This window comes from Cryobacterium sp. 10I5 (assembly GCF_035019865.1).
Classification (GTDB): domain Bacteria; phylum Actinomycetota; class Actinomycetes; order Actinomycetales; family Microbacteriaceae; genus Cryobacterium; species Cryobacterium breve_A.
Genome location: NZ_JASJVI010000054.1, coordinates 1 through 25,120 on the forward strand (window position 1 = coordinate 1; position 25,120 = coordinate 25,120).

The window sequence follows — 25,120 nt, forward strand, 5'->3', positions numbered from 1 at the left end:
GCGCACCTTCGTGCGCGGCAGGGTCGGCTCCGCACGCTGGGAACGGCCGGCGCTGCTCGGCCTCCTGCTCGCGACTGCGGTGCTCTATGTCTGGGATCTCGGCGCGAGCGGCTGGGCGAACTCGTTCTACTCCGCCGCCGTGCAGGCCGGATCGGTCGACTGGACCGCGTTCTTCTACGGGTCCTCCGACGCGGCCAACGCGATCACCGTCGACAAGCCGCCGGCGAGCCTGTGGCTGATGGCCCTCTCGGTGCGCCTCTTCGGGCTCAGTTCGTGGAGCATCCTCGTACCAGAGGCGCTGATGGGGGTCGCATCGGTCGGCGTGCTCTTCGCCACCGTGCGTCGCCGCTTCTCGGCGGGCACCGCGCTGCTTGCCGGCGCCGTGCTCGCCGTGACCCCGGTCGCTGCGCTGATGTTCCGGTTCAACAATCCGGATGCCCTGCTCGTCCTGCTCCTCAGCCTCGCCACCTACTTCACCCTGCGCGGCGTCGAGACCGGGAAGCTGAAATGGGTGCTCTGGGCCGGCGCGATGGTCGGCTTCGGCTTCCTGACGAAGCAGCTGCAGGCGTTCCTGATCCTGCCGCCGCTCGCGGGCGTGTACCTGTACGCCGCACCGCACCGGTTCCTCACCCGGTTCTGGCACTCGTTCGCGGCCCTCGGCGCCGTGATCGTCTCCGCCGGCTGGTGGGTCGCCGTCGTCGAACTCGTGCCGACGAGCTGGCGGCCGCACATCGGAGGCTCGCAGACGAACAGCTTCCTGGAACTGACCTTCGGGTACAACGGATTCGGCCGGCTCACCGGGAGCGAGACCGGGAGCGTCACGGGAGGCGCCGGCGGCGTGGGCGGCGCGGGGGCTGCGGCCACCGGCGGCATGTGGGGCGAGACCGGGGTCTTCCGGCTCTTCCTCGGCGAGTTCGGCGGCCAGATCACCTGGCTGCTGCCCGCCGCGCTGCTGCTGCTCGTCGCGGCGCTCGTCGTGCTCCGTCGAGCCCCGCGGATCTCGCTCCGACGGGCCACCCTGCTGCTCTTCGCCGGCTATCTGATCCTGACCGCACTGGCCTTCAGCTTCATGGCCGGGATTTTCCACGCCTATTACACGGTGGCCCTCGCCCCCGCGCTCGCCGGAACCTTCGCGATCGGCGCGAGTCTCGTGTGGATGAAGCGCACGGCGCTCTGGGCCCGGATCACGGCGGCCGTCGCGAGGCTCGCAACGAGTGCCTGGGCGTGGGTGCTGCTCGACCGCGCCGTCGACTGGTTGCCCTGGCTGAAATTCGTCGTCGCCGCGCTCGGCCTGATCGCGGCCGCGCTGCTGATGGTATCGCCGCGGGCGGCGTGGCTCAGGAGACTGCCGGGGCAGTGGTGGCGCCGGGCGACGGTCGCGATCGCCCTCACCGGCGCGCTGCTGGCACCCGTTGCCTACACGCTCGACACCGTGTCCACCGCTCACACCGGTTCGATCGTCGCGGCCGGACCGGCCGTGTCCGGCGGTATGGGCGGTATGGGTGGCGGTGGAATGCCCGGCGGACGGGCCGGCTTCGCCGGGGGCGGCACTCCGCCGGCAGGCCGGACCGGCGGGAACGGCACTCTGCCGAACGGTACTCTGCCGAACGGCACTGTTCCTAACGGCACGACCGGCACGCTGCCGACCGGAGGGCGCCCCGGCGGTGCCGGAGGATTCATGGGATCAGCGAGCGTCAGTGCGAGCCTCGCCGCGCTGCTCTCGGTGGATTCCGGCAGCTACACCTGGATCGCCGCGGCGGTCGGATCGGACACGGCCGCCGGCTACCAGCTCGCAACTCAGCTGCCGGTGATGGCGATCGGCGGCTTCAACGGCAGTGACCCCGCCCCCACCCTCGCCGAGTTCCAGGCCGACGTGGCCGCAGGGAAGATCCACTACTTCATCGGTGGACGGACCGGTCAGGCCAACGGCGGATCGAGTGCCTCGAGCGAGATCGCGGCGTGGGTCGCCGAGAGCTTCACCGCCCAGACGGTCGACAGCGTCACGCTCTACGACCTGTCGGCGGGTGCAACGGCTTCGGCGACGTCGTGATCGTCATCGATCCACCAGCGATCGAGGCCTCCGACACTGTTCACAGTGGTTGGCTTCGGCGTTGGTAGATCATCTTCGTTCCTGTGATGGCCCTCTGAACAGTGAGCAACTGGAGGGCGTGACTGTACGGAGCGATGAGCTGGTTGGCAGCCAGGAACATCAGGATTGCACGTGACAGGCGGAGCTGGACACGCACGTCCTGACGTTCCTGGCGATCGGTGTCGAGCCAGGGCTTTCGCACGAAACGGTCGATTGCGACACGCAGATCGTTGGCGTGCATGGTTCTGGCCGCCGCGCCGACGGGCTGGAACTCGCGCTCGGCAGCGAGCAACACGCGGTCATCGTCGGTCAGGATGCCTTCTGCTTCGGTTTGCAGGCACTCCAGCAGGCGCTGGTACACGCGCGTGATGCGCTGGCGCGTGACGGGACCGCGGCGCCCGGCGAGCTCATGCTCGAAGAACGCCCGGAGGATTTCGTCGATGTGGGGCTGAGTCGTATTCATGGCGACAGGGTCGCAGGGACCACTGACATTCGGCCGGAGAACACGGTCGCCGCGGATGCCGGAGCGGAGCGTCGGGCGCGCGCCGCGGCATCCGCTGCCGGTCAGCCGAGGAGGAGCTTGGCGAGCTGGTCGACGGAGTAGACGGTCGCGGTCGCGGCGGCGGCCTCTGCGGGAGAACCGTAACCCCACTCGACGAGGATCGTCGGCACGCCGTGGGCTGCGGCGCCCTCAGCGTCGTAGCTGCGGTCGCCGACCATGACGGGGGTGCTGAGGCTCGCGCCGACGGCGGCGAGGCGGTTCAGGGCCTCTTCGACGATGTCGGCCTTGGCGCTGCGGGTCTCCGCGTCACTCGCTCCGACGATGACGGTGAAGAACCGGGCCAGGTCGAAGTGCTCGAGGATGGTGATCGCGGCGTGTTCCGGCTTGCTCGTGGCGAGGGCAAGGGGGATGCCGGCCTCGTGGACGCGCTGGAGCAGGCCGGCGACGCCCGGGTAGACGGCGGTGTCGAGCATGGCTTCGCCGTGATAGTCGGCGCGGTAGACCGCGACGGCCTCGGTGGCCTCCTCTGCCGTCATTCCGGCGTACTCACGGAAGGCGGCGAACAGCGGCGGTCCGACATAGGCGAGCAACTCGGTGTCGCTCGGAACCGGGCGACCGAGAAGGGCGAAGGTCCGGGCGAGGGAGTTGGTGATGGCCGGGGCGGAATCGGTGATGGTTCCGTCGAGGTCAAAAAGTATGGCACTCCAGGTGCGAGTCAAAGTCGAATTCACTCGCTAATCCTAGAGGCCACCGGCCCGATTTCCCACGAAATAGTTAATTTCCCACTGTATTCCGGAATCCCCGAGGCTGCTACCTCTGCCGTTATGAGAGCGCTCCCTCGACAGAAAACGCCCGTCAGGACCCTCCCGGGCGGCTCAGAACAGGCGGGATTGCGTGTCGTCGAGGCCGCGCATCGCGTCGTAGTCGAGCACGAGGCAGCGGATGCCGCGGTCCTCCGCGAGCATCCGGGCCTGCGGCTTGATGACCTGCGCGGCGAAGACTCCGGCCACCGGCGCCAGGTGCGGGTCGCGGTTCATCAGTTCGAGGTAGCGGGTGAGCTGCTCGACCCCGTCGATGTCGCCGCGACGCTTGAGCTCGACCGCGACCGAGTGGCCGTCGGCGTCCCTGGCCAGGATGTCGACAGGGCCGATCGCCGTCATGTACTCGCGGCGGACGAGCGTGTGGCCGTCTCCGAGAAGGTGGATGTGCTCGGCAAGCAGTTTCTGCAGGCGCGCTTCGACGCCGTCCTTGATCAGGCCGGGGTCGATGCCGAGATCGTGGGCGGAGTCGTGCAGGACCTCATGGATGCTGACGACGAGTTGGTCTTCCGTCTTCGCGTGGGTGACCGTCCAGACCTGGGTGATGCCGGCATCCGTCTGTTCGTCGTCGGGGACCTGCTCGACGAGGGAGCACGGCGGGCTCATCCAGTTCAAAGGCTTATAGGACAGGGAGTCGCTGTGAACGAGCACTGAGCCGTCGGCCTTGAGCATCAGTAGCCTTGTGGCCAGAGGCAGGTGAGCGTTCAGGCGTCCGGCGTAGTCCACTGAGCAGCGGGCGATAACAAGTCTCACCTGTCCAGAGTAGTAGCTGAGCCGGGCCCCGAGTGTGTGGTCAGCGGCGGTGGCGCTCGCGGGCGGCCGGCGCGGCGAGGCCGGCGAGGGCCATCAGCCCGAGGATCAGGTAGAGGGCGTTGAGGATGCCCCAGGCCTGGCCGAGGACGCCGAGGACCGGCGGCCCGACGAGGAACGCGAAGTAGCCGATCATGGCGACGGCGCTGACCCGGGCAGCGGCGTTCTCGGTGTCGTCCGCCGCCGCGGACATCCCGACCGGGAAGCCGAGGGAGGCGCCGATGCCCCAGAGTACGGCGCCGCCGTAGAGCATCCACGGGCCCGCCGCGAGGATGAACAGCAGCAGGCCGACCACGCCGACGACCGCGCACGCGCGCAGGACGGGCACGCGGCCGAACCGGTCGATGACGGGTCCGCCGAGAACCCGGCCCACGGTCATCGCTGCGACGAAGACGCCGAAGACGATCGCGCCACCGGTGTTGCTGAGGCCGTGGCCGTCGACGGAGGCGAGGGCGATCCAGTCATTCGCCGAGCCTTCCGCGAATGTCATGCCGAGCACGATCGCACCGATCAGCAGGATCTTGCCGTCGGTCCAGACCGAGAGGGATGCCGCCAGGCGTGTCCGCCAGGTCGAACGCGGGGCGCCGCGGCCGCCGGAGGCGTCTGCCTTCCCCGCTGCGGGCGTGATCTCGGCCTCGGGCAACGAGCGAACGGCGACGACCACCGTCGCGACGGCGAGAAGCGCGATCACGAGCAGGTGCCAGAAGACCGATACCGACAGGGCGGATGCCGCGGCGCCGACGAGCGCGCCGACCACGGTGCCGAGGCTGAAGCACGCGTGCATGAGCGGCATCAGGGTCCTGCCGATGGTGCGTTCGACCGCGGCGCCCTCGACGTTCATCATCACGTCGAGCGAGCCGATCCCGAGCCCGACGAGGGCCAGCCCGGCGAACACGACCGGGGCCGAGAGCAGCAGAGTCGAGCCGACGCCGACCAGTGCGAGGCCGATCGCGGAGGTGCTGATGCTGATCGTCATTGCGCGACGGGCGCCGAAACGGTCGAGCAGGCGCACGGCCGCGACGAGGCCGAGCACCGAGCCGACGGAGAGGCCGAAGATCAGGACGCCGACGAGAGCGGTGTCGAGTCGGAGGCTGTCGCGGACCGCTGGAATCCTGGCGACCCAGCTCGCAAGCGTGAGCCCGCTGATGAAGAAGACCGCGAAGACCGCGTTCCGTGCGGCGAGGGCGCCCGAGCGGTCGGTCGCACCCGGCCGGGGACCGGCCGCGGCCGTGGATTCGGAGGGCGCGGTCATGACGGTTCCTTCTCGGTCTCGAACGGGGGTGGGTCCCGTCAACGCTAGTCGATCTTCGGCGACGTACGATGGGCTCGTCAGGAGCGCAGCGGAGCGCGAGAGGGGGGGAACTGTGGCAGGACGAACCACCTCACCGGGGCAGACGGTCACCTCGCGCGTGCTGAGCATCCTCGCCGTCTTCGAGTCCAGTCCCTCCGCACGGACCCTCTCCGAGATCTGCGCCGAGAGCGGCCTTCCCCAGAGCACCGTGCACCGGCTGCTCGGCGAACTCGAGGAGTGGGGCGCCGTGCAGCGGGATGCCCGTGGCCGGTACCAGATCGGCCTCCGGCTCTGGGAACTCGGACAGCATGCCGGGCGGCAGCTGCGCGACGTCGTGCGCCCGTACCTGCAGGACCTGTTCGGCCTCACGCAGGAGACCGCCCACTTCGCCATCCGCGACGGCGCGGACGTGCTCTACATCGACCGGGTCTACGGGAGCAGGAGAGTCCCGCAGGCCTCCCGCGTGGGCGGGCGCCTTCCGATGCACGCGACCGCGGTCGGCCGGGCGATCCTCGCCTTCGAGGAGGGCTGGGTGCGTGACGCCGTGCTCGGCGCTGCACTCGTGCAGCGCACCCCGTTCACGAAGGCCGACCCGGAGCAGCTCCGCAAGGAACTCGACAAGGTACGCGGCCAGGGCTTCGCCGTCGCCTCCGAGGAAGTGCGGCTCGGATCGTGCTCCCTCGCCGTCCCGGTGTTCCAGGCCGACGGGCGCATCTTCGGCGGCCTCGGGATCGTGCTGCCGACCTCGCGGGCGCACCAGCTCGAACGCAACCTGCCCATCCTGCTCGGTACGGCCGAGCGCATCCAGGCGGGGATCGCGCACCTGCCGAAAGCCGCACTGCAACCGGCCGCGCGTGCCCGCAAGCCGCAGCAGACCTGAACCGGCCAGAACGGGCCCACCCAACCTCACTTCCGCCCAGTGGGACAAGCCCTGCGCTTCCCAGCCCCGGGAGCATTAGATGGAGCCAGATCCCCGCAGAAGTGGACAGTCCCCGCAGACGTGGACAGAAGGAGCACTCGTGAACGCTCAGCCCGTGACGGCACAGCCCGCCACCACGCAGCCGGTCCCCGGCCAGCCCGTCGCAGGGCAGTGCCCGGTCGACCACCGCGCGCTCGCCGCGGCCGCCGCCGCGGAGAGCACCGCCGGCCACCACGGCTATTCCCCGTTCGACATGAACGACCCGTTCCCGGCATACGCCGAACTCCGCGAGGAGGAACCGGTGATGTTCGACGAGCGCATCGGCTACTACGTCGTCTCCCGGTACGCGGACATCAAGGCCGTCTTCGACAACTGGGTCGTCTTCAGCAGTGAGAACGCCCAGGCCCCCGTGCGGCCGCGCGGCGCCGCCGCGACGAAGATCATGGCGGACGGCGGTTTCACCGCATACTCCGGCCTCTCTGCCCGCGTTCCCCCCGAACACACCCGGATGCGCACGATCGTGCAGCAGGAGTTCAGCCCACGACGGTACAAGGCCCTCGAGCCCACCATCCGGGAGAACACCGCCCGTCTGCTCGCGCAGATGCTCGCGCATCCGGATGCCCGGGGCGACTTCCTGAAGGACGTCGCCGTCGACATCCCCACCATCACGATCCTCGGCCTGCTCGGCGTCGGGCCCGACATGGTCCCGACCTACAAGAAGTGGTCGGACTCGCGGGCCGCGATGACCTGGGGCGACCTGAGCGACGAGGAGCAGATCCCGCACGCGCACAACCTCGTCGACTACTGGACGGAGTGCCGGCGCCTGGTCTCCGCCGCCCACGAGGCCATCGGTGCCGGAACGGCGGGCACCGACCTCGTCACCGACCTCGTGCGCGCCCAGCTCGCCGGCGGCGAGATCTCCGACCATGAGATCGCGTCGGTCTGCTACAGCCTGCTCTTCGCCGGCCACGAGACCACGACGACGCTCATCTCCAACACGATCCGGATGCTGCTCAGCCACCCCGGCGAGTGGCAGAAGCTCGTCGAAGACCCCAGGCGCATCGCAGGGGCGATCGACGAGACCCTGCGCTACAGCCCCTCGATCGTCGGCTGGCGGCGCAAGGCCCTCGTCGACACCGAGATCGCCGGCACCGCTATCCCGAAGGGTGCGAACATCCTGCTGCTGATGGGAGCGGCCAACCGGGACCCGAGCGTCTTCGAGGAGCCGGAGGTCTTCGACATCGAACGCGCCAACGCCCGCACCCACCTCTCCTTCGGCTTCGGCATCCACTACTGCCTCGGCAACATGCTCGCCAAGCTGCAGGACAAGATCGTCGTCGAAGAGACCATCCGGGCCGTCCCCGGCCTGCGAATCGTCGATCCCGAAGCGATCGTCTTCGGAGACAACCTGTCGTTCAGGGCACCGACGTCGGTTCCCGTCACCTGGGAGGCCAACGCCTGATGGAAACCACAACCCCCGCCGCTACCGCAACACCCGCATCCCACGCCGCATACATCCAGTTCTTCGACGGCGGGCTTCCCCCGCTGCACGAGCAGCTCGGCGGCAAGTGCGCCTCCCTCGTCGCGCTCACCGCGGCCGGGATGCCGGTTCCCCCCGGCTTCGCCATCACGACGGCCGCATACGACGCGTTCATCCGCGAAGCCGGCATCGAGAAGGACATCCACGAGATGCTCGCGAAGCTCGACCCCGACGACGTGGCCGCCGTCGACCGGGTGTCTGCGCAGCTGCGCCTCGAGATCACCTCACGGCCGGTGCCCGCAGAGCTGCACGCCACGACCATCGAGGCGTACGAGGCGCTTCAGTCGCGCTTCGAGTCCCCTGTCCCGGTCGCCGTGCGGTCCTCCGCGACGGCGGAGGACCTGCCGGATGCGAGCTTCGCCGGCCAGCAGGACACCTACCTCTGGCTCCTCGGCGTGAAAGACGTCACTGAACACATCCGCGCGTGCTGGGCCTCGCTCTACACCTCCCGGGCCATCATCTACCGGCTGAAGAACAAGATCCCGAATGAAGGCCTTTCGATGGCCGTCGCGGTACAGAAGATGGTGAACGCCCGGGCCGCCGGCGTCGCGATCACGATGGACCCGACCAACGGCGACCGCTCCAAGATCGTGATGGAGGCCTCCTACGGACTCGGCGAGCTCGTCGTCTCCGGGCAGGTGACGCCGGACAACATCACCGTCGACAAGGTCATGCTCATGGTCGTGAAGCACTCGATCGGCGACAAGCACGCCGAACTCGTGCCGGACCCCGCGAGCAGGTCCCTCGTCGAACGCGAGGTCTCGGCAGAGCGCCGGGGGCGGCTCTGCATCAGCGACACCGAGATCACCGCGATCGCCGCGATCGCCAAGCGGGCAGAGAAGCACTTCCGGTGCCCCCAGGACATCGAATGGGCCCTCGACCGGGACCTGCCGGACGGGGAGAACCTGCTCCTCCTGCAGTCGCGCCCCGAGACGGTCTTCTCGTCGACGGCGTCGGGTTCGATCCCGACGCAGTCCGCCGGGTTCGGTATCGAGAGCATCACCCGCTCGCTCATGACGCAGGCCGGCAAGGCCTGATCTCCTGCAGCATCCGCTGCGCCTCATCTCCCCCCCCGCTCGTCCCCTCCACCCGCGTTTACCCACACAGAACGGTTGCCCCATGACAGAGAAGTCATTCCCCAGCCCGTACGACCAGCAGCCCGCGGCCGCCGCAGAGGGCTGGAAGGACCTCTACGCCTACAACCTGGTCTTCCAGGAGAACCGGCGTGAGGTCGAGGAAGCCAAATTCTGGTTCTGCGACAGCCAGCACTGGCCCACGGTGACCAAGCCCTTCGAGACCATCGGCTTCGAGTTCGCCGTCTCCTGCCTCGGCCAGTACAACTCCCGGCACCTGCTCATCCCGCCGGCCAACGGCATCGAGTTCCGCATCCACAACGGCTACGTGTTCATGTCACCGGTCGGGGTTCCCGAGACCGAGATCGCCGCCCGCGTTCCCGAGTTCATGGCCCGCGCCGGTCACTACTTCCAGAACTGGGACGGACTGCTCGAGAAGTGGCAGGGCAAGATCCGCGGCACGATCGACGAACTGGGCGCGCTGTCCTTCGAAGCTCTGCCGGATGCTGTTCCGCTCGAGGACGTCACGAGCGGCAAGGGTCTCGGCCCGAACGATACGCTCCTCGGCAACTTCGACAAGCTCATCTCGCTCACCTACCGGGCCTGGCAGTACCACTTCGAGTTCCTCAACCTCGGTTACGTGGCTTACCTCGACTTCTTCAGCTTCTGCAAGGAGGTCTTCCCCGGCATCCCGGACCAGGCCGTCGCGAAGATGGTGCAGGGCGTCGACATGGAGCTCTTCCGACCGGATGACGAGCTCAAGAAGCTCGCCAAGCTCGCCGTCGAACTGGGCGTCGACGGTCACTTCGGCAACACCGAGGACCCGGAGGCGACCCTCGCCGCGATCGGCTCCTCCGCACGCGGGGCAGAGTGGCTCGCGGCCTGGGCCGAGGCGAAGGACCCCTGGTTCAACTTCACGGTCGGCAACGGCTTCTACGCCCACGACAAGTACTGGCTGGACCACCTCGAGCTGCCGCTCGGCTACATCGCCGACTACATCGTGCGCGTGCAGAACGGTGTCGGCATCGACCGCCCCGTCGCAGAGCTCATCGCGGAACGGGACCGAATCACCGAGGAGTACTCCGAACTACTCAGCCCCGAACAGCTCGCCGCGTTCCAGGGCAAGCTCGGCCTCGCGCGACAGGTCTACCCCTACGTCGAGAACCACAACTTCTACATCGAGCACTGGACCATGGGCGTCTTCTGGCGCAAGGCGCGCCAGCTCTCGAAGATGCTCTCCGACGCCGGGTTCTGGCCGGAGGCGAACGACATGTTCTACCTCCGCCGCGATGAGGTGCGCGAGACGCTCTTCGACTACGTCACCGGCTGGGCCGTCGGCGCCCCCGCGATCGGCCCGGACTACTGGCCTGACGAGGTGGCCCGTCGCCGGGTCATCGTCGACGCACTCTCCGAGGAGCGCCCGCAGCCGGCGCTCAACACCCCGCCCGCCGTGATCACCGAGCCCTTCACCCTGATGCTCTGGGGCATCACGAGCGACCAGATCAAGAACTGGCTCGGCGACTCCGACGCGCCGGAGGGCGAGTTCCGCGGCATGGCCGCCTCGAGCGGCGTCGCCGAGGGCCCGGCCCGGGTCATCAGCAGCTCCGACCAGCTCTCCGAGGTGCAGGAAGGCGACATCCTCGTCGCTCCCGTCACCGCGCCGTCGTGGGGCCCGATCTTCGGGAAGATCCGCGCGACCGTCACCGACATCGGCGGCATGATGAGCCACGCGGCCATCGTCTGCCGTGAGTACGGGATGCCGGCGGTCACCGGAACCGGAACCGCCTCCGCCCAGATCAAGACGGGACAGTGGCTGCGGGTCGACGGCAACAACGGAACCGTGACGATCGTCGAAGACCACGACGACGCCGTCGCAGGCCTGGCCCACGAGCACGACCTCGCCCTGGCCCCCGCCGCGGCGGCCCAGCTCGACGCCGTCCTCGCCGAGAGCAGCCGTGCCTGAGCGCGGCACGGCCGGGGCCTCGCAGAGGACGGTGCTGATCACCGGCGCCGCCGGCGGCCTGGGCCGTGCCTTCGCCCTGGGCTTCGCGGCCCAGGGCGACCGGGTGGTCGTCGCAGACGTCAACCTCGAGGGGGCTCGGGAGACCGTCGCGCTCGTCGAGGAGGCCGGCGGCACCGCCATCGCCCTCCCGGTCGACGTCACCGACCTCGCCTCGGTCACCCGGCTGGCGGCGGATGCCGCCGGCTGGGCCCCCGAGGCCCGGCCCGGCGCATCCGCCCCCGGTCTGGCGCCCACGCCGCACGCCGGCGTGATCGACGTCGTCATCAACAACGCCGCGATCTACGCCACCGTGACCCGCGCCCCCTTCACCGACCTCGACCCGGACGAGTGGGACCGGGTGATGGCCGTCAACCTCAAGGGGCCGTGGCTCGTCACCCGGGCGTGCACGCCGTACCTGCCGGACGGAGGAAAGGTGATCAACCTCTCCTCCGCAACCGTGATGAGCGGTTCGGCGCACTGGGCCCACTACGTGGCCTCGAAGGGCGGCGTGATCGCCCTGACCCGGGTGCTCGCCAAGGAACTCGGCGACCGCAACGTGACCGTCAACGCGATCGCACCCGGCTTCACCCTGACCGAGGCCAGCTACGGACTCATCGCGGGCGCCGAGAGCTACGGCGTCGACAGGGGCTCGCTCAAGCGGGCCTGCGAACCGGAGGACATCGTCGGCGCGGCCCTGTTCCTCGCCGCACCGGGCAGCGACTACATCACCGGCCAGACCCTTGTGGTCGACGGCGGCCGACAGTTCCTCTGACCCATCCGTAACCCCCGAGAACCGAACCAGGAGACCCGAGAAATGCCAACCGTGAGCTACGTCGCCTTCGACGGCACAGAGACCATCGTCACCGGATTCGCGGGCGATTCCGTGATGGAGACCGCGGTGCGCAACGGCGTCCCCGGCATCGTCGCCGAGTGCGGCGGCAGCCTGTCCTGCGCCACCTGCCACGTCTTCCTCTGCGCCGACAGCGCAGGTCTGTTCCCGCCGAAACTCGACCTCGAGGACGACATGCTCGACGGGACCGCCGTCGACCGGGAAGACAACTCCCGGCTCTCCTGCCAGCTGAAACTGACGGACGAGGTCTCCGTGCACGTGCAAACCCCCGAAACGCAGGTGTGACCGACATGGGCGACACGACCGCGTCCCCCCGGCTGGGCACCCTCATCATTGGCAACTGCCAGGCCGGGGTGCAGCTCGCCTCGACCCTGCGCGAACTCGGCGACACCGACCCGATCACCCTCGTCGGAGAGGAACCGCACGCACCGTACCAGCGGCCGCCGCTCTCCAAGGCGTTCCTCAAGGGCGAGGCGACCGCTGATTCCCTGGCCTTCCGCAGCCACGATTTCTACCGGGAGCATTCCATCGACCTGGTGCCGCGGGAGCGGATCTTCCGCATCATCCGGACCGCGGACGGTGGCGTCGCGACGGCAGAGTCCGGCCGCACCTTCGCGTTCGCCAGGCTCGCGCTCACCACGGGAGCCGTGCCGCGCACCATCCCGTTCGAGGGCTCCGAGCTCGAGGGTGTCAGCTACCTGCGCACCGCGACAGAGGCGACCGTGCTCGAGCAGCAGTTGCGTGAGGCGCGGAACGTCGTAGTTGTCGGCGGCGGCTTCATCGGCCTCGAGGTCGCAGCGGGGGCCAGGGCCGCAGGCAAGAACGTCACCGTGCTCGAGGCCGCTCCCCGACTCGTCGGGAGGGCGGTCTCCGAGCAGACCAGCGAGTTCTACCTGCAGGCGCACCGGCGCCGCGGCATCCGTGTGGTGCTGAACGCGCAGGTCGTCCGGTTCGTCGGCCAGCACGACCGGGTCACCGGGGTCGAGCTCGGCGCTGGCGACGCCGAAGGCTCCGGCGAGATCGTGGCGGCGGACGTCGTGCTGATCGGTGTCGGGGTCGTCCCGCGCACCGAGCTCGCCGTGCAGCTCGGTCTCGAGGTCGACAACGGCATCGTGGTGGACGCCAGGGCCCTCGCCTCCGACGGGCTCACCGTGGCCGCCGGGGACTGCGCGAACATGCCGAACCCGTCGATCGGGGACTTCGGCGTCGGCCGCATCCGCCTCGAAAGCGTGCAGAACGCCGTCGAGCAGGCCAAGGTGGCCGCGGCGACCCTGCTCGGGCTCCCGGCAGAGCACCGGACGGTGCCGTGGTTCTGGTCGGACCAGGCCGACCTCAAACTGCAGATCGCCGGGCTGAGCGGTGGGCATGACCGGGTGGTGCTTCGCGGCGACCCGGACTCCGAGAAGTTCTCGGTGCTCTACTACCGGGGCGGCCGGCTCATCGCCGCCGACTGCATCAACAGCCCGCTCGATTTCATGGCCGTGAAGAACGCCTTGCACAAGGGCCTCTCAGTGCCGGCGGATGTCGCGACGGACACCACCGTTCCGCTCAAGAAACTCTTTGCGGCCGTCGAGGCGTCGGATGCCGGGCGTGCGGCGTCTGCGCCGGTCGCCGTTGATCTCGCTCCCTCCGCAGTCCCCGTTCCCGCCGGCAGTCCGGCCGCTTAGCCCCAGCCTCCGCGCTCCGGCGCCCCGACCTTGAAGTGAGAACGCCATGACCCTGCAGACCGACCAGTCCATCGACACCTCGCCCATCGCCGTAGCGGCGGACGGCCCGGGCGACCTCGACCCGCTCTGGCGCGCCGTCGAGACCGAAATGCGCACGCGCAGCAACGACATCCACGTGCCGATCTCCTTCGCGTTCGCCGAACGGCTCTGCGAGGCATACCCGGAGGCCGACTCCCTCGTCGTGCGGGTCGCCATCCTGCTGCACGACAGCGGCTGGGCCAGGGTCGACGAGACCAAGATCATCTCGGAGGGCTTCGGCGCCAACTGGCGCCAGGCGCAGATCCGCTATGAGCACGAGCTCAAGGGCTGCCTCATCGCGAGGGAGGTGCTGCCTGGCCTCGGCTACGACGAGGCCTTCATCACCCGGGTCACGGACATCATCGACGGCCACGACACCCGCGTGGAGTCGTACTCGATCGAGGACTCGCTCGTGCGCGACGCGGACCGGCTCTGGCGCTTCACCCCCGCCGGCATCGCCCTGGCCTCGAGCTGGTTCGGCCAGACGCCGTCGTTCTACTGCAGGCGCCTGCGCACCGAGATCCTGCCGGAACTCATCACCGCCGCCGGCCTCGAGATGGCGACGATCGAACTCGACAGGGCAGAGGCACTGCTGAAGATCGCGGTGCTCTGATGACGGGGCCGACGACCGACGAGGCACCGGCAGCGGCAACGGCAACCGCACCGGCAGCGGGCGCCGCGGCCGGCACACCGGTCCAGCCCGCGAGTTTCCCGGCCACCCTGCCGTACCGGCACGTCGACGATCTCTTCATCGACGGCGCCTGGCGTGCGGCGAGCGGCACCGGGCGAACCGCGGTGACCAACCCGGCGACCGAGGCGGCGTGGGGCAGCGTGCCGGTGGCGTCCATTGCCGACGTCGACCTCGCCGTCGCGGCCGCCCGTCGGGCGTTCGCGCGTGCCGGCGCCGGTGCCGACGGCTGGCGCGGGCTGGCCCCCTCGGTGCGCGCAGGCTACCTGGAACGCCTGGCCGGGGAGATCGAGAAACGGTCGACGGCGATCTCGCACACCAACACGGGGGAGAACGGCTCCCCGGTCGCCGAGACCGGGCGCGCGGCCTCCAACGCGGCCGCGATCTTCCGCTACTTCGCCGGCCTGGCCGGCTACCTGGAGACCCCCGACGTGCGCCCGTACCCCGACGGCTCCGCCGAAACCGTCGTGCGGCAGGACCCGGTGGGCGTCTGCGCGCTGATCGCGCCGTGGAACTTCCCGATCAACCTCGTCGTGGCGAAGCTCGCACCCGCGCTGATGGCCGGGTGCACCGTCGTGATCAAGCCGGCGTCGCCGACGCCGCTCTCGATCCGCTTCATCGCCGATGCCGTCGCAGCGGCGGGCATCCCGGCCGGTGTCGTGAACATCATCACGGGGAACAGCGCCGTCGGCGACGCCCTCGTGCGACACCCCGGCGTCGACAAGGTCGCCTTCACCGGCTCGACCCCGGTCGGCCGAAGAATCGCCGCGGCGTGCGGCGAGCTGCTGCGGCCGGTCACCCTCGAGCTCGGCGGCAAGTCCTCCGCGCTCGTGCTGCCGGACGTCGACCTCACGGCGATGCAGCAGGTGCTGATCCGCAGTTGCATGCGCAACACCGGGCAGACCTGCTACATCTCCACGCGCATCCTCGCGCCGGCCGGGCGCTACGACGAACTCGTCGACATGGTCACGGCCACGATCCAGTCCGCGCCGCAGGGCGACCCGATGGACCCGGACACCGTCTTCGGGCCCGCTGCGACCCGGGCCCAGCGCGACACGGTGCGCGCGTACATCCGCTCCGGCATCGCGGAGGGCGCGAGGGCGACCACCGGCGGCGATGTGCCGAGCGGTTTCGACCGCGGCTACTTCGTGCCGCCGACCGTGTTCGCCGACGTGACGCCGGGGATGCGGATCGCGCGCGAGGAGATCTTCGGGCCGGTGCTGTCGATCCTGCGCTACGACACGCTCGACGAGGCGATCGGCATCGCGAACAACACCGCGTTCGGCCTCGGCGGCACGGTGTTCTCCGCGGATGCCGACGCGGCGTTCGACGCGGCCGCCCGGATGGACACCGGTTCCGTCGGACTCGGCTTTTTCGCCTCGAACCACAACGCGCCGTTCGCCGGGCGGCACGACTCCGGACTCGGCGCCGAGTTCGGACGCGAGGGACTGCACGCGTACCTGAAGCCGCAGTCCGTGCACCGCCGCATCCGCTAGCCGCCATTCTGGACCCCGCCGTCCTGGACCCCGCCGTGCGGGCGCTCCACAAGCGCCGTTTCGCGCCAGGCATGCCTGGCGCGAAACAGCGCAAAGGGCGCGCGACGGGTGAATCGGGAGCGGCGGCGCCGGTGCGGGCGGCTCAGCGGGCGCCGACGACCATCCAGCGCGCGGCGCGGGCGCGCAGGCCGAGAGTGACGCCGCGCGCGCCGAGGTAGCCGAAGGCGAACGCCGCCATCAGCCAGCAGAGCCCGACGGCGCCGGGCGGCGCCCAGGCGAGCACCGCCCAGGCCAGCGGCACGAAGACCAGCAGGTTGACCAGCCCGGTCACGGCCAGGTAGCGGGCGTCGCCCGCGCCGATCAGCACGCCGTCGAGCACGAAGACGATCCCACAGAGCGGCCCGGACAGACCGAGGACCACGAGCGTCAGGGGGAGGAGCGTGCTCACCTCCGTCGCCGTCGTGAACAGCCCGCCGAGCACCGGGCTCGCCACGACGAGCAGCGCGCCGACGGCCGCGCCGCCGAGCAGGCCCCACTCGAGGCACCGCCGCAGCACCGCACGTACCCCGGGGAGGTCGCCGGCACCGAGGCCGCGCCCGACGAGGGCCTGGGCGGCGATCGCGAGGGCGTCGAGGGCGAACGCCATCGCCGCGAACAGGGTCATCGCGATCTGGAACGCCGCGAGCTGGGGCGAGCCGAGGCTCGTGGCGACGAACACCGCGAGCAGCATCGCCGCACGCAGGCTCACCGTGCGCAGGAACAGCCAGCCGCCGCTCGACGCTCCGCGCAGCATCCCGCCGCGGTGCGGCCGCAGCCGTGCGCCCTCACGCCGGGCGTGCCGCACGACCACGACGAGGTAGACGGCAACCATCGCCCACTGCGCGACGACCGTGCCGAGCGCCGAGCCGACCAGCCCGAGCCCGAGACCGTAGATGAACCACAGGTTGAGCACGATGTTGGCCGCGAAGCCGAGCCCGGCGACCCAGAGCGGCGTGCGGGTGTCCTGCAGGCCGCGGAGCAGCCCCGTCGCCGCGAACACGAGCAGCATCGCCGGAAGGCCGAGCATCGATACGGTGAGGTACCGGGCGGATGCCGCGGCGACCGCTGGCTCGGCGCCGAAGGCTCCCACGAGCTGCGGGCTCAGCGCTGCGCCGAGCAGCGCGAGGACCAGGCCGAGGCCGAGCGCGAGCCAGAGGCCGTCGATCCCGACGGACACCGCCCTGCCTCTGTCCCCCGCGCCGAGCCAGCGGGCGACGGCAGGCGTCGTGCTGTACGCGAGGAACACCATCAGCCCGACGATGGTCTGCAGCACGGCGCTCGCGAGGCCGAGTCCGGCCAGGTCGACGGCGCCGAGGTGTCCGACCATCGCAGAGTCTGCGAGCAGGAACAACGGCTCGGCGACGAGGGCGCCGAAGGCCGGGAGGGCGAGGCGCAGGATCTCGCGGTCGATGGGCTGCTGGCGGAAGATGGCGATGCTCCCGACTCTAGCGGCGCTCGCCGGCGCCTGCGCCGGTCCCGGTCGCGGCTCGCGGCCCGCACCCCGGCTCGAATTCCCGGGCACAGCGAATAGCATGGACGCATGACTGAGCTGGGGACCGCATCCGGAATCGACCGCGACGAACTCGACCAGGGCATCCGCCCGCAGGACGATCTCTTCCGCCACGTGAACGGGAAATGGATCGGCCGCACCGAGATCCCCGCGGACAAGGCGCGCTGGGGATCGTTCTACCTCCTCGCCGAGGAGTCCGAGAAGGCCGTGCGCGAGATCATCCTCGAGGCGCAGAACGCCGAACCTGGCACGGAGGCCCGCAAGTTCGGTGATCTCTACACGAGCTTCATGGACGAGGCGCGGGTGAATGCGCTCGGCGCCACCCCGCTCGAGGCCGACCTCGCGACCGTTGACCGGATCGACTCCGTCGCCTCCCTGCTCGGCACCCTCGGCCGCCTCGAGCGCGCCGGCGTCGCAGGCGCCTTCCAGCTCTACGTCGACAACGACCCGGGCAACCCCGAGCGCTACCTCGTCTTCATGGAGCAGGGCGGGCTGGGCCTGCCGGACGAGTCCTACTATCGCGAGGAGAAGTTCGCGGCGGTCCGCGAGGCCTACCGCGCCTTCCTCGAGCGGACGTTCGGCCTCGCCGGACAGGGCGACGCGGCGGCCAGGGCGCAGCGCGTCTTCGACCTCGAAACCGAACTCGCCGGGCACCACTGGGACAACGTGCGCTCGCGCGACAGCGAGAAGACCTACAACCTCAAGACCTGGGGCCAGGTCACGGCGCTCGCCGCCGGAGCGGACCTGCACCTCTGGCTCGCGGGCCTCGACGCCCCCACGGGAGCCCTCGACGAGATCGTCGTCCGCCAGCCGAGCTTCGTGACCGGCCTGGCCGAGATGCTGACCGAGGACGGGATCGTCGGGTGGAAGGACTGGCTGCGCTGGCAGATCATCCGCTCGAGCGCGTCCTACCTCTCCGACGACTTCGTCGAGGCGAGCTTCGACTTCTACGGCCGCACCCTCACCGGCACACCGCAGCTGCGCGACCGCTGGAAGCGCGGCGTCTCGCTCGTCGAGGGGTCCCTCGGCGAGGCGGTCGGCCGCATCTACGTCGAGCGGCACTTCAAGCCGAGCGCCAAGGCGAGCATGGACGTGCTCGTCGGCCACCTCGTCGAGGCGTACCGGCAGAGCATCGCCGAACTCGACTGGATGACCCCGGAGACCCGGGCGCGTGCCCAGGACAAGCTCGAGAAGTTCACGCCCAAGATCGGCTACCCGGCGAAGTGGCGCGACTACTCGAGCCTCGGCATCGACGCCGGAAGCCTGATCGGCAACGTGCGCGCCGCGAACGAGTTCGAGTTCCAGCGTGAGCTCGGCAAGATCGGCAAGCCGCTCGACCGCGACGAGTGGTTCATGACCCCGCAGACCATCAACGCCTACTACAACCCCGGCTTCAACGAGATCGTCTTCCCCGCGGCCATCCTGCAGGTCCCGTTCTTCTCCGACGAGCGGGATGCCGCGGCGAACTACGGCGCCATCGGTGCGGTCATCGGGCACGAGATCGGGCACGGCTTCGACGACCAGGGGTCGAAGTACGACGGCGACGGACTCCTGACCGACTGGTGGACCGAGGAGGACCGCGCGGCCTTCGAGGAACGCACCGGTGCGCTCATCGAGCAGTTCAACGCCCTGGCGCCGAAGCAGATCCCCGACCACCGTGTCAACGGCGCGCTCACGATCGGCGAGAACATCGGCGACCTCGGCGGCCTCTCGATCGCCTGGAAGGCGTACCTGATCTCCCTCGAGGGCACGGAGCCGCCGGTCATCGACGGCTTCACCGGTGCGCAGCGCTTCTTCCTGTCCTGGGCCCAGGCCTGGCAGTTGAAGATGCGCGACGAGGAAGCGATCCGCCTCATCTCGATCGACCCGCACTCTCCGAACGAGTTCCGCTGCAACCAGATCGTGCGGAACCTCGACGAGTTCTACGAGGCCTTCGGGGTCGCGGCCGGCGACGAACTGTGGCTCGACCCGGACAAACGCGTCACCATCTGGTAGGCGGCGCCCGGGGGCGATTCTGGCACGCACACTGGGGTCGGCGGGTATCAGGGGTCTGGGCTATGGTGCTCAAGGAACACGGAGCCGTAAACGACGGAGGGACCCGACAGAGTGTCCACGCCAGCGCGGGAATCGGAACGACGGTCGCGTCGCGCTGCCCCGAGCCGGGGACGGCACGGCGTCGCGGAGTCGATGCCGAACTTCGGCCGCGGCTTCCAGGCCCTCGGCACCCTTGCTGTCGACGGTGTGCAGGTCTCTGCCCGCGCCACCGACCTCGCGACCGGCAAGGTCCTCTTCTCCGTCGACGACCACGTCGTGATGCCGACGGCGGGGATCGGAACCGTCCTCCTCCTGATCGAGGTCGCGGCCCGGCTCCCGAACGCAGAATTCGGCGCGCTCACCATTCTCGACCGCACCCCGGCGGACTCCGTCGGCGGGTCCGGCGTCTGGCAGCACCTGCAGGCCCCGTCGCTTCCCGTCGCTGACCTCGCCGCCCTCGTCGGCGGTGTCGGCGACAACCTCGCGGCGAACGTGCTCCTGCGCGCGGTCGGCCTCGCCGCAGTCCAGGCCCGCACCGAACAGCTCGGCATCTCCCACACCGCGCTGCTCGACCTCGTCCGCGACGAACGCGGCCCCGACCACGCACCCCAGCTCTCCGTCGGGAGCGCCCAGGAACTCACGGGCCTCTTCACCTCCCTCGCCCGCGGCGAGGTGGTGGATGCCGCGACGAGCGAACGCGTGATCGGCTGGCTGTCCCTCGGCGCCGACCTCTCCCTCGTCGCGAGCGCGTTCGGGCTCGACCCCTTCGCGCACCGCGGCGGTGACCACGGGCTGCTCCTCGTCAACAAGACCGGAACGGGACCCGGCATCCGCAGCGAGGCCGGCGTGCTCCGCGGCCCGCGGGCCGGCGTCGCCTATGCCGTGTCGATGTCCTTCGCCGACACGCGCCTGCCCCTGCGACTCGCGGTCCTCGACGGGATGCGCGCGGTCGGCCTCGACCTGCTCGAATACGTGCACTGAGCCCCACCCCCTGATCACCTGATCACCTGAACACCCGAACGAGACCCGCCGACGAGAGGGGACGCGGATGTCCGCGAACGAACGAAACCACACGGAAACGGACGCCGGCCTGCCCGTGGCGGATCCCGGCATCCGCCCGGTCTTCGAGGTCGAACGCAACGGAATCAACGCCATCGACCGCACCGAGCACCGCGGCCGCCCGAGCGAGTTGTTCTGGCCGTGGTTCGCCGCGAACGTCTCGGTGCTCGGCATCAGCTACGGCTCGTTCCTGCTCGGGTTCGGCATCTCGTTCTGGCAGGCGACGATCGTCGGCCTCTCCGGGATCGTGCTCTCCTTCGCGTTGTGCGGGTTCGTGGCGCTCGCGGGCAAGCGCGGTCACGCGCCGACGATGACCCTGAGCCGGGCGGCGTTCGGCGTCGACGGCAACCGGGTGCCGTCGGCGCTGTCCTGGCTGCTCACGGTCGGCTGGGAGACGGTGCTCGCCTCGCTCGCCGTGCTCGCGACGGCGACGGTCTTCACTGAGCTCGGCTGGGACGGCGGGGTTCTCACCCAGGTGGTGGCCCTCGTCGTCGTGGCCGGCCTGATCGTGGTGGGCGGCGTCTTCGGCTTCGACCTGATCATGCGGCTGCAGAAGTGGATCACGATCGTCACGGGACTGCTCACGGTCGTCTACGTGTTCCTCGTGGTCGACCACATCGATTTCGGAGCCATCACGGCGATCCCCGCCGGGGACACCCCCCACGTGATCGGCGCGCTGGTCTTCATGATGACGGGCTTCGGCCTCGGCTGGGTGCAGGCCGCCGCCGACTACTCCCGGTACCTGCCCCGCTCGGCCTCCAGCCGCGGCGTCGTCGGCTGGACGACCGGGGGCGCCTCGCTCGCCCCCGCCGTGCTGCTCCTCTTCGGGCTCCTGCTCGCCGGTTCCTCGAGCGACCTCAGCGCCGCCATCGCCATCGACCCGATCGGGGCGCTCACGACGATCCTGCCCGTCTGGTTCCTCGTGCCGTTCGCCCTCGTCGCGGTGCTCGGCCTGATCGGCGGCGCCGTGCTCGACATCTACTCCTCCGGGCTGGCGCTTCTCACGACCGGGCTGCGGGTGCCGCGCTTCGTGGCCGCCGGGATCGACGGGGTGATCATGGTGCTCGGGGCGATCTACGTCGTCTTCTTCGCCGGAAGCTTCCTCGGGCCGTTCCAGGGCTTCCTGATCACCCTCGGGGTGCCCGTCGCGGCCTGGTGCGGCATCTTCCTCGCCGACTTCGCGCTCCGCCGCTCCGACTATGACGCCGCGGGTCTCCTCGACCCGCGTGGGCGCTATGGGAGCGTTCGGGTCGGCGCGATCGCACTCCTCGTGTTCGGCTCCGTCGTGGGCTGGGGCCTCGTCACCAACGGCTTCGCGGACTGGCTCGCCTGGCAGGGGTACCTGCTCGATCCGCTCGGCCTCGGCGGCCGGACCGGCGACTGGGCGTTCGCGAACCTCGGCGTGCTCGTCGCCCTCGCGATCGGCTTCTGCGGCACGCTCCTCTTCAGCCGCGGCGCCGTGCGCGCACAGGAGGCGTAGCCGGTTGGGGCCGCGCTCAGTCGGGCGCGGGCGCCGGGTCGGGCGGGGGCTTCGGCTTCCACTGGTTCGCGCGTTCGCCCCGACCGGCGAGCATGGCGGTCTCGTCGACACGCTTCTGCCGGGTCGCCGGTGTCTTCGCCTGCACGATCCATTCGAGGATGCCGCGGCGAGCAGACGGCGGGAACGCGTCCCACTGCGCGCGCGCACCCCCGATTCCGTCGAGCGCGGTCCCGAGGTCCGTCGGAACCGTGAGGTTCTCGACGTCGTCGAGCCGGGTCCAGGAACCGTCCGCCTCTGCGGCCGCGACGACCGCCTCCCCGGCCGGCAGCATCCGCCCCTCGCGTCTGAGCAGTTCGATGCGCAGCTTGTTCGGCCTCGCCCAGGCGCTGCCACGTTTCCGCGGTGAGAAATAGAGCATCGTCCGGTGCTCGTCGAGGCGGGCGGGCTTGCTGTCGATCCAGCCGACGGAAAGCGCCTCGAGCACGGCGTCCTCGTAGGCGAGGATCGGCCGGCCGGACGCCTTCCGCCAGAAGACGAGCCAGACCGCGGTCGTCACCGCGTGGTTGTCGACGAGCCAGGCCCGCCACTCCTCGACAGACTCCGGGTGGACGCGCGGCACCTGTTCCCTGCCCGCGTCCCGTTCGCTCATGCGACGACCATACCCGCGTCCCCTCTCGCGGGGACGGGAACGGTCAGGCGTGCGGGGGAGCGGCCAGGCCGAGGCGAGGGAAGAGGGCATCGAAACCGAAGTCGAGGCCCCCCGCGAGGGCACTGACCAGATGGTCCGCGTTGGGAATCTCGTGATAGATCGTTGTGATCCCGGCGTTCTCGGCCGCCGCGGCAACGGTGCGTTGTCCGGCCGCGATTCCGGGGTCGAGGGAGCCGACGGTGAAAATCGCGAAGTCGCCGGGGAGCCGGTGAGCGGAAAGCAGAGTGACGGGCTTCTCGGCATCATAGGCAGCCTGATTGCCGTTGAAGACGTCGCTCAACGATTGCGCCGTGATTTCGGATCCGGGGAAGGCCTCGCCCGAGATATCGAGCACGTTCGACCAGATATCCGGGTGTTTGGCAGCGAGGGAGATGGCGCACTGGCCGCCGTTCGAGTACCCCGCGATCGTCCAGTACCGGTGGTCCTGGATGACGTTGAGGTTGGCGGACGCCCAGTTGACGACATCCCGGGTCAGGAACGTCTCGGCATTGCCGAATTTTGCTGAGTCGAGGCAGAGTGGATCGATCGTCGGGTCTCCCAGCTGGTCGGCGACAACGACGATCGGGGCGAGCCCGCCGTGCCTGGCCGCCTCCTTGTCGAGGCTCGTGGCGACGTACTCCGGGTCGGGGTTGCCTGGCTGTCCCATCAGCAGGATCACGAGCGGCAGGGCAGGGGCATTCGGTACCAGCGCTGCCGGCGGCAGGTAGATGCCAGCCGGGCGTGAGGTGAATCCGGAGAGGGTATTGGGAATGACCTGGCTGCCGGTGCTCCCGGTCGCCGGGAGATCGGCAGGAGGAGTCCAGGTCTGCCAGAGCGGCCGGGCCGCGGGATTGGGGCGGAGGCCACCGGCCGAGGGCGTTTCTGGCGGTGTGAGGGCGATCTGCGGGAGGGTGTTGATGCCGAGGAGAGCTCCGAGCGTCCGGTCGAGTCCGAAACTCGCGTTGATGCCGAGTGCACCCGTCGCTGCGAACAGCAAGACGGATGCCGCTGCGAGGCTCCGACGCAGTGGTTTCGTCTTCCAGAGGTTCACGAGTGCGAGCCCTGAGGCGGCACAAGCCGCACCGAACCAGACATAGGTCACGGTCCCGAGGCCCACCCCGAACAGGTTGAACACGCGAACGGTCAGGAACCAGGTCAGCGCGGACAGGAGGAGGCCTGCACTGATGCCGACGGTCGCCGTGATGAGCCAACGCGGACTCGGGCGCCTTGCGAGCAGGAAGATCACCGCGCCCAGGGACAGGACCCAGGCGATGGTCGTGACGGGCGGGTTGGCGATATCGAGCTTCAGCAGCGGGTCGAGCCAGTTCACTGGGGGCCGAGCCCGAGTCGGCTCGCGAGCACGCCGAATGCCTCGGTGAGTCCGCCGTCGAGCGCCTCAAGGGAATGGCCCTCTCCGGGCACCTCGTAGTACGTCACCGCTACCCCCGCAGCCTTCGCCGTTTGGCTCAGATCCTTCAGCCCCGGTTCCATCACCGAGTCCTCCGAGCCGACCGTGAACACGGCCATGGTGTCAGGGTACCGGCTCTTCCCCAGCAGCGTGGCCGGTTTGGTGGCGTCGTAGGCCGCCTGGTCACCCCCGAACACGTCAGCCAGGACCTCCGGCTCGGTCTCGAGTCCGGCGTACACGGTGCCAGAGGCATCGACCACACTGCCCCAGACCTCCGGGTACCGGAGCGCGAGCGACAGGGCGCACTGGCCGCCGTTCGAGAACCCCGCGACCGTCCACGCGTCGCGCCCGGCCTCAATGTTCAGGTTGTCGCGCGCCCAGCCGACAACGTCCTGTTCGAGGTACGTCTCGACCCGGCCGTATTCCGCCGTATCGAGGCACAGGGAGTCGACGTCCGGGTCGCCCAGCTGGTCGGCGACGAGCACGATCGGGGCGAGGCCGTTGTGGGCGGCGGCGAAGGCATCGAGCACGGCTGCGATCGGGCCTGCGTCGGGGTCGCCCGGCTGACCCATCATCATCAGCACGAACGGCAGGGCGGGGGCGTCGGGGACGAGTGCGGCCGGCGGGAGGTAGACCTGGGCATCGCGCGCGCTGAAGCCCGACGCGGTCGCCGGGATCCGGACGCTGCCGATGGTGCCCCCGGCGGGCAGGTCGGCCGGCTGGCGCCAGGTCGCCGAGAGGGGGGACGATGCATCCGTCGTGGGCGCGGCCGGTGCGGGGATGTCGGGGAGGGACAGCAGGGGGATGGTCCGGTCCGTCTGTGCCAGTCCTGTCGAGACGTTGACCGTGACGACGACGACGGCAACGAGGAACACCAGGCCGGCGGCGCCCGCCGCGATCCAGCGGCGCCGCGGGTCGGAACGGTTGTCCATTCGACCGCCCTCTCCTCAAACCCTGCCACTGCGTCATTTCCGACATTAAGAAGACAAGCTGGACATTAGGTGCGAGCGGCCGGTTCCGGGCGCGGGGGGGGGGGGGGGGGGGGGGGGGGGGGGGAGGGGCGACGGACAGAAAAACCC

At 69.9% G+C, this 25,120-nt stretch carries 21 protein-coding genes; 13 read left to right on the forward strand and 8 right to left on the reverse strand.

Annotation, left to right across the window (positions count from 1 at the left end; all coding sequences use genetic code 11):
• A partial coding sequence (locus tag QN350_RS13235) for a glycosyltransferase family 39 protein (protein WP_323516569.1) occupies window positions 1-2,050 on the forward strand: 2,050 nt, incomplete at its 5' end.
• A 40-nt stretch (window positions 2,051-2,090) separates the two neighbouring features.
• On the opposite strand, the gene QN350_RS13240 is transcribed toward QN350_RS13235, so the two are convergent.
• The 4 genes from QN350_RS13240 to QN350_RS13255 form a co-directional block, all read right to left on the reverse strand.
• Window positions 2,091-2,552, reverse strand: a complete 462-nt coding sequence (locus QN350_RS13240; RefSeq protein WP_322138437.1) for a hypothetical protein — start codon at window positions 2,550-2,552, stop codon at window positions 2,091-2,093.
• 101 nt (window positions 2,553-2,653) lie between these two features.
• Window positions 2,654-3,322, reverse strand: coding sequence for an HAD hydrolase-like protein (locus QN350_RS13245; RefSeq protein ID WP_322138436.1), 669 nt, complete (start codon window positions 3,320-3,322; stop codon window positions 2,654-2,656).
• Window positions 3,323-3,466: 144 nt separating this feature from the next.
• Window positions 3,467-4,162 carry an endonuclease NucS gene (gene nucS / locus QN350_RS13250; protein WP_323516572.1) on the reverse strand — a complete coding sequence of 232 codons (696 nt, stop codon included), beginning with the start codon at window positions 4,160-4,162 and terminating at the stop codon, window positions 3,467-3,469.
• Window positions 4,163-4,202: 40 nt separating this feature from the next.
• Window positions 4,203-5,471 (reverse strand): MFS transporter, encoded by a 1,269-nt coding sequence (locus tag QN350_RS13255; RefSeq protein ID WP_322138434.1) that lies wholly within the window; start codon window positions 5,469-5,471, stop codon window positions 4,203-4,205.
• Window positions 5,472-5,583: 112 nt separating this feature from the next.
• Here QN350_RS13255 and QN350_RS13260 point away from each other — a divergent pair, with 112 nt between their 5' ends.
• The 9 genes from QN350_RS13260 to QN350_RS13300 all read left to right on the forward strand — a co-directional run bounded on the left by QN350_RS13260 (window position 5,584) and on the right by QN350_RS13300 (window position 15,823).
• Window positions 5,584-6,390 carry an IclR family transcriptional regulator gene (locus QN350_RS13260; RefSeq protein ID WP_322138433.1) on the forward strand — a complete coding sequence of 269 codons (807 nt, stop codon included), beginning with the start codon at window positions 5,584-5,586 and terminating at the stop codon, window positions 6,388-6,390.
• A gap of 139 nt (window positions 6,391-6,529) precedes the next feature.
• Complete coding sequence (locus tag QN350_RS13265) at window positions 6,530-7,891, forward strand: cytochrome P450 (RefSeq protein ID WP_322138432.1); 1,362 nt, start codon at window positions 6,530-6,532, stop codon at window positions 7,889-7,891.
• Window positions 7,891-9,006, forward strand: coding sequence for a PEP/pyruvate-binding domain-containing protein (locus tag QN350_RS13270; RefSeq protein WP_322138431.1), 1,116 nt, complete (start codon window positions 7,891-7,893; stop codon window positions 9,004-9,006). The genes QN350_RS13265 and QN350_RS13270 overlap by 1 nt, the downstream gene beginning before the upstream one ends.
• A gap of 82 nt (window positions 9,007-9,088) precedes the next feature.
• Window positions 9,089-11,005: a PEP-utilizing enzyme gene (locus tag QN350_RS13275; RefSeq protein WP_322138430.1), complete on the forward strand. Its 1,917-nt coding sequence runs from the start codon at window positions 9,089-9,091 to the stop codon at window positions 11,003-11,005.
• Window positions 10,998-11,816, forward strand: a complete 819-nt coding sequence (locus QN350_RS13280; protein WP_281533508.1) for an SDR family NAD(P)-dependent oxidoreductase — start codon at window positions 10,998-11,000, stop codon at window positions 11,814-11,816. Before QN350_RS13275 ends, QN350_RS13280 begins: the two co-directional genes overlap by 8 nt.
• A 42-nt stretch (window positions 11,817-11,858) precedes the next feature.
• Complete coding sequence (locus QN350_RS13285; protein WP_281533507.1) at window positions 11,859-12,179, forward strand: 2Fe-2S iron-sulfur cluster-binding protein; 321 nt, start codon at window positions 11,859-11,861, stop codon at window positions 12,177-12,179.
• 5 nt (window positions 12,180-12,184) lie between these two features.
• A complete protein-coding gene (locus QN350_RS13290; RefSeq protein ID WP_322138429.1) occupies window positions 12,185-13,561 on the forward strand; it encodes an NAD(P)/FAD-dependent oxidoreductase in 1,377 nt (458 codons plus the stop codon).
• 46 nt (window positions 13,562-13,607) lie between these two features.
• Complete coding sequence (locus QN350_RS13295) at window positions 13,608-14,252, forward strand: HD domain-containing protein (RefSeq protein ID WP_281533504.1); 645 nt, start codon at window positions 13,608-13,610, stop codon at window positions 14,250-14,252.
• The gene (locus QN350_RS13300; protein WP_322138428.1) at window positions 14,252-15,823 is read left to right on the forward strand and encodes an aldehyde dehydrogenase family protein; all 1,572 of its coding nucleotides are present in this window, start codon (window positions 14,252-14,254) and stop codon (window positions 15,821-15,823) included. The genes QN350_RS13295 and QN350_RS13300 overlap by 1 nt, the downstream gene beginning before the upstream one ends.
• Before the next feature lie 142 nt (window positions 15,824-15,965).
• Here QN350_RS13300 and QN350_RS13305 read toward each other — a convergent pair whose 3' ends face one another.
• Window positions 15,966-17,291 (reverse strand): MATE family efflux transporter, encoded by a 1,326-nt coding sequence (locus QN350_RS13305; protein ID WP_416347736.1) that lies wholly within the window; start codon window positions 17,289-17,291, stop codon window positions 15,966-15,968.
• A gap of 111 nt (window positions 17,292-17,402) precedes the next feature.
• Here QN350_RS13305 and QN350_RS13310 point away from each other — a divergent pair, with 111 nt between their 5' ends.
• The 3 genes from QN350_RS13310 to QN350_RS13320 all read left to right on the forward strand — a co-directional run bounded on the left by QN350_RS13310 (window position 17,403) and on the right by QN350_RS13320 (window position 21,945).
• On the forward strand, window positions 17,403-19,367 hold the full coding sequence (locus QN350_RS13310; RefSeq protein WP_323516575.1) for a M13 family metallopeptidase: 1,965 nt from the start codon (window positions 17,403-17,405) through the stop codon (window positions 19,365-19,367).
• A gap of 192 nt (window positions 19,368-19,559) precedes the next feature.
• A complete protein-coding gene (locus QN350_RS13315; protein WP_322138425.1) occupies window positions 19,560-20,387 on the forward strand; it encodes a serine hydrolase in 828 nt (275 codons plus the stop codon).
• Window positions 20,388-20,454: 67 nt separating this feature from the next.
• The gene (locus QN350_RS13320; RefSeq protein WP_323516577.1) at window positions 20,455-21,945 is read left to right on the forward strand and encodes a purine-cytosine permease family protein; all 1,491 of its coding nucleotides are present in this window, start codon (window positions 20,455-20,457) and stop codon (window positions 21,943-21,945) included.
• 16 nt (window positions 21,946-21,961) lie between these two features.
• Here QN350_RS13320 and QN350_RS13325 read toward each other — a convergent pair whose 3' ends face one another.
• Genes QN350_RS13325 through QN350_RS13335 form a run of 3 tightly spaced genes read right to left on the reverse strand, consistent with a single transcriptional unit; the run spans window position 21,962 to window position 24,973 of the window.
• Window positions 21,962-22,594: a YdeI/OmpD-associated family protein gene (locus tag QN350_RS13325; protein ID WP_323516579.1), complete on the reverse strand. Its 633-nt coding sequence runs from the start codon at window positions 22,592-22,594 to the stop codon at window positions 21,962-21,964.
• A 43-nt stretch (window positions 22,595-22,637) separates the two neighbouring features.
• On the reverse strand, window positions 22,638-23,963 hold the full coding sequence (locus QN350_RS13330) for an alpha/beta hydrolase-fold protein (protein WP_323503048.1): 1,326 nt from the start codon (window positions 23,961-23,963) through the stop codon (window positions 22,638-22,640).
• Window positions 23,960-24,973, reverse strand: coding sequence for an alpha/beta hydrolase (locus QN350_RS13335; protein WP_323516582.1), 1,014 nt, complete (start codon window positions 24,971-24,973; stop codon window positions 23,960-23,962). Before QN350_RS13335 ends, QN350_RS13330 begins: the two co-directional genes overlap by 4 nt.
• Window positions 24,974-25,120 lie beyond the last annotated feature (147 nt).

Bases quoted from the DNA above. Each gene is read 5' to 3' on its own strand.
- QN350_RS13240 (WP_322138437.1), bottom strand. From the start codon at position 2,552: ATGAATACGACTCAGCCCCACATCGACGAAATCCTCCGGGCGTTCTTC.
- QN350_RS13255 (WP_322138434.1), bottom strand. From the start codon at position 5,471: ATGACCGCGCCCTCCGAATCCACGGCCGCGGCCGGTCCCCGGCCGGGT.
- QN350_RS13270 (WP_322138431.1), top strand. From the start codon at position 7,891: ATGGAAACCACAACCCCCGCCGCTACCGCAACACCCGCATCCCACGCC.
- QN350_RS13275 (WP_322138430.1), top strand. From the start codon at position 9,089: ATGACAGAGAAGTCATTCCCCAGCCCGTACGACCAGCAGCCCGCGGCC.
- QN350_RS13285 (WP_281533507.1), top strand. From the start codon at position 11,859: ATGCCAACCGTGAGCTACGTCGCCTTCGACGGCACAGAGACCATCGTC.
- QN350_RS13290 (WP_322138429.1), top strand. From the start codon at position 12,185: ATGGGCGACACGACCGCGTCCCCCCGGCTGGGCACCCTCATCATTGGC.
- QN350_RS13295 (WP_281533504.1), top strand. From the start codon at position 13,608: ATGACCCTGCAGACCGACCAGTCCATCGACACCTCGCCCATCGCCGTA.
- QN350_RS13300 (WP_322138428.1), top strand. From the start codon at position 14,252: ATGACGGGGCCGACGACCGACGAGGCACCGGCAGCGGCAACGGCAACC.
- QN350_RS13310 (WP_323516575.1), top strand. From the start codon at position 17,403: ATGACTGAGCTGGGGACCGCATCCGGAATCGACCGCGACGAACTCGAC.
- QN350_RS13315 (WP_322138425.1), top strand. From the start codon at position 19,560: ATGCCGAACTTCGGCCGCGGCTTCCAGGCCCTCGGCACCCTTGCTGTC.
- QN350_RS13320 (WP_323516577.1), top strand. From the start codon at position 20,455: ATGTCCGCGAACGAACGAAACCACACGGAAACGGACGCCGGCCTGCCC.
- QN350_RS13325 (WP_323516579.1), bottom strand. From the start codon at position 22,594: ATGAGCGAACGGGACGCGGGCAGGGAACAGGTGCCGCGCGTCCACCCG.
- QN350_RS13335 (WP_323516582.1), bottom strand. From the start codon at position 24,973: ATGGACAACCGTTCCGACCCGCGGCGCCGCTGGATCGCGGCGGGCGCC.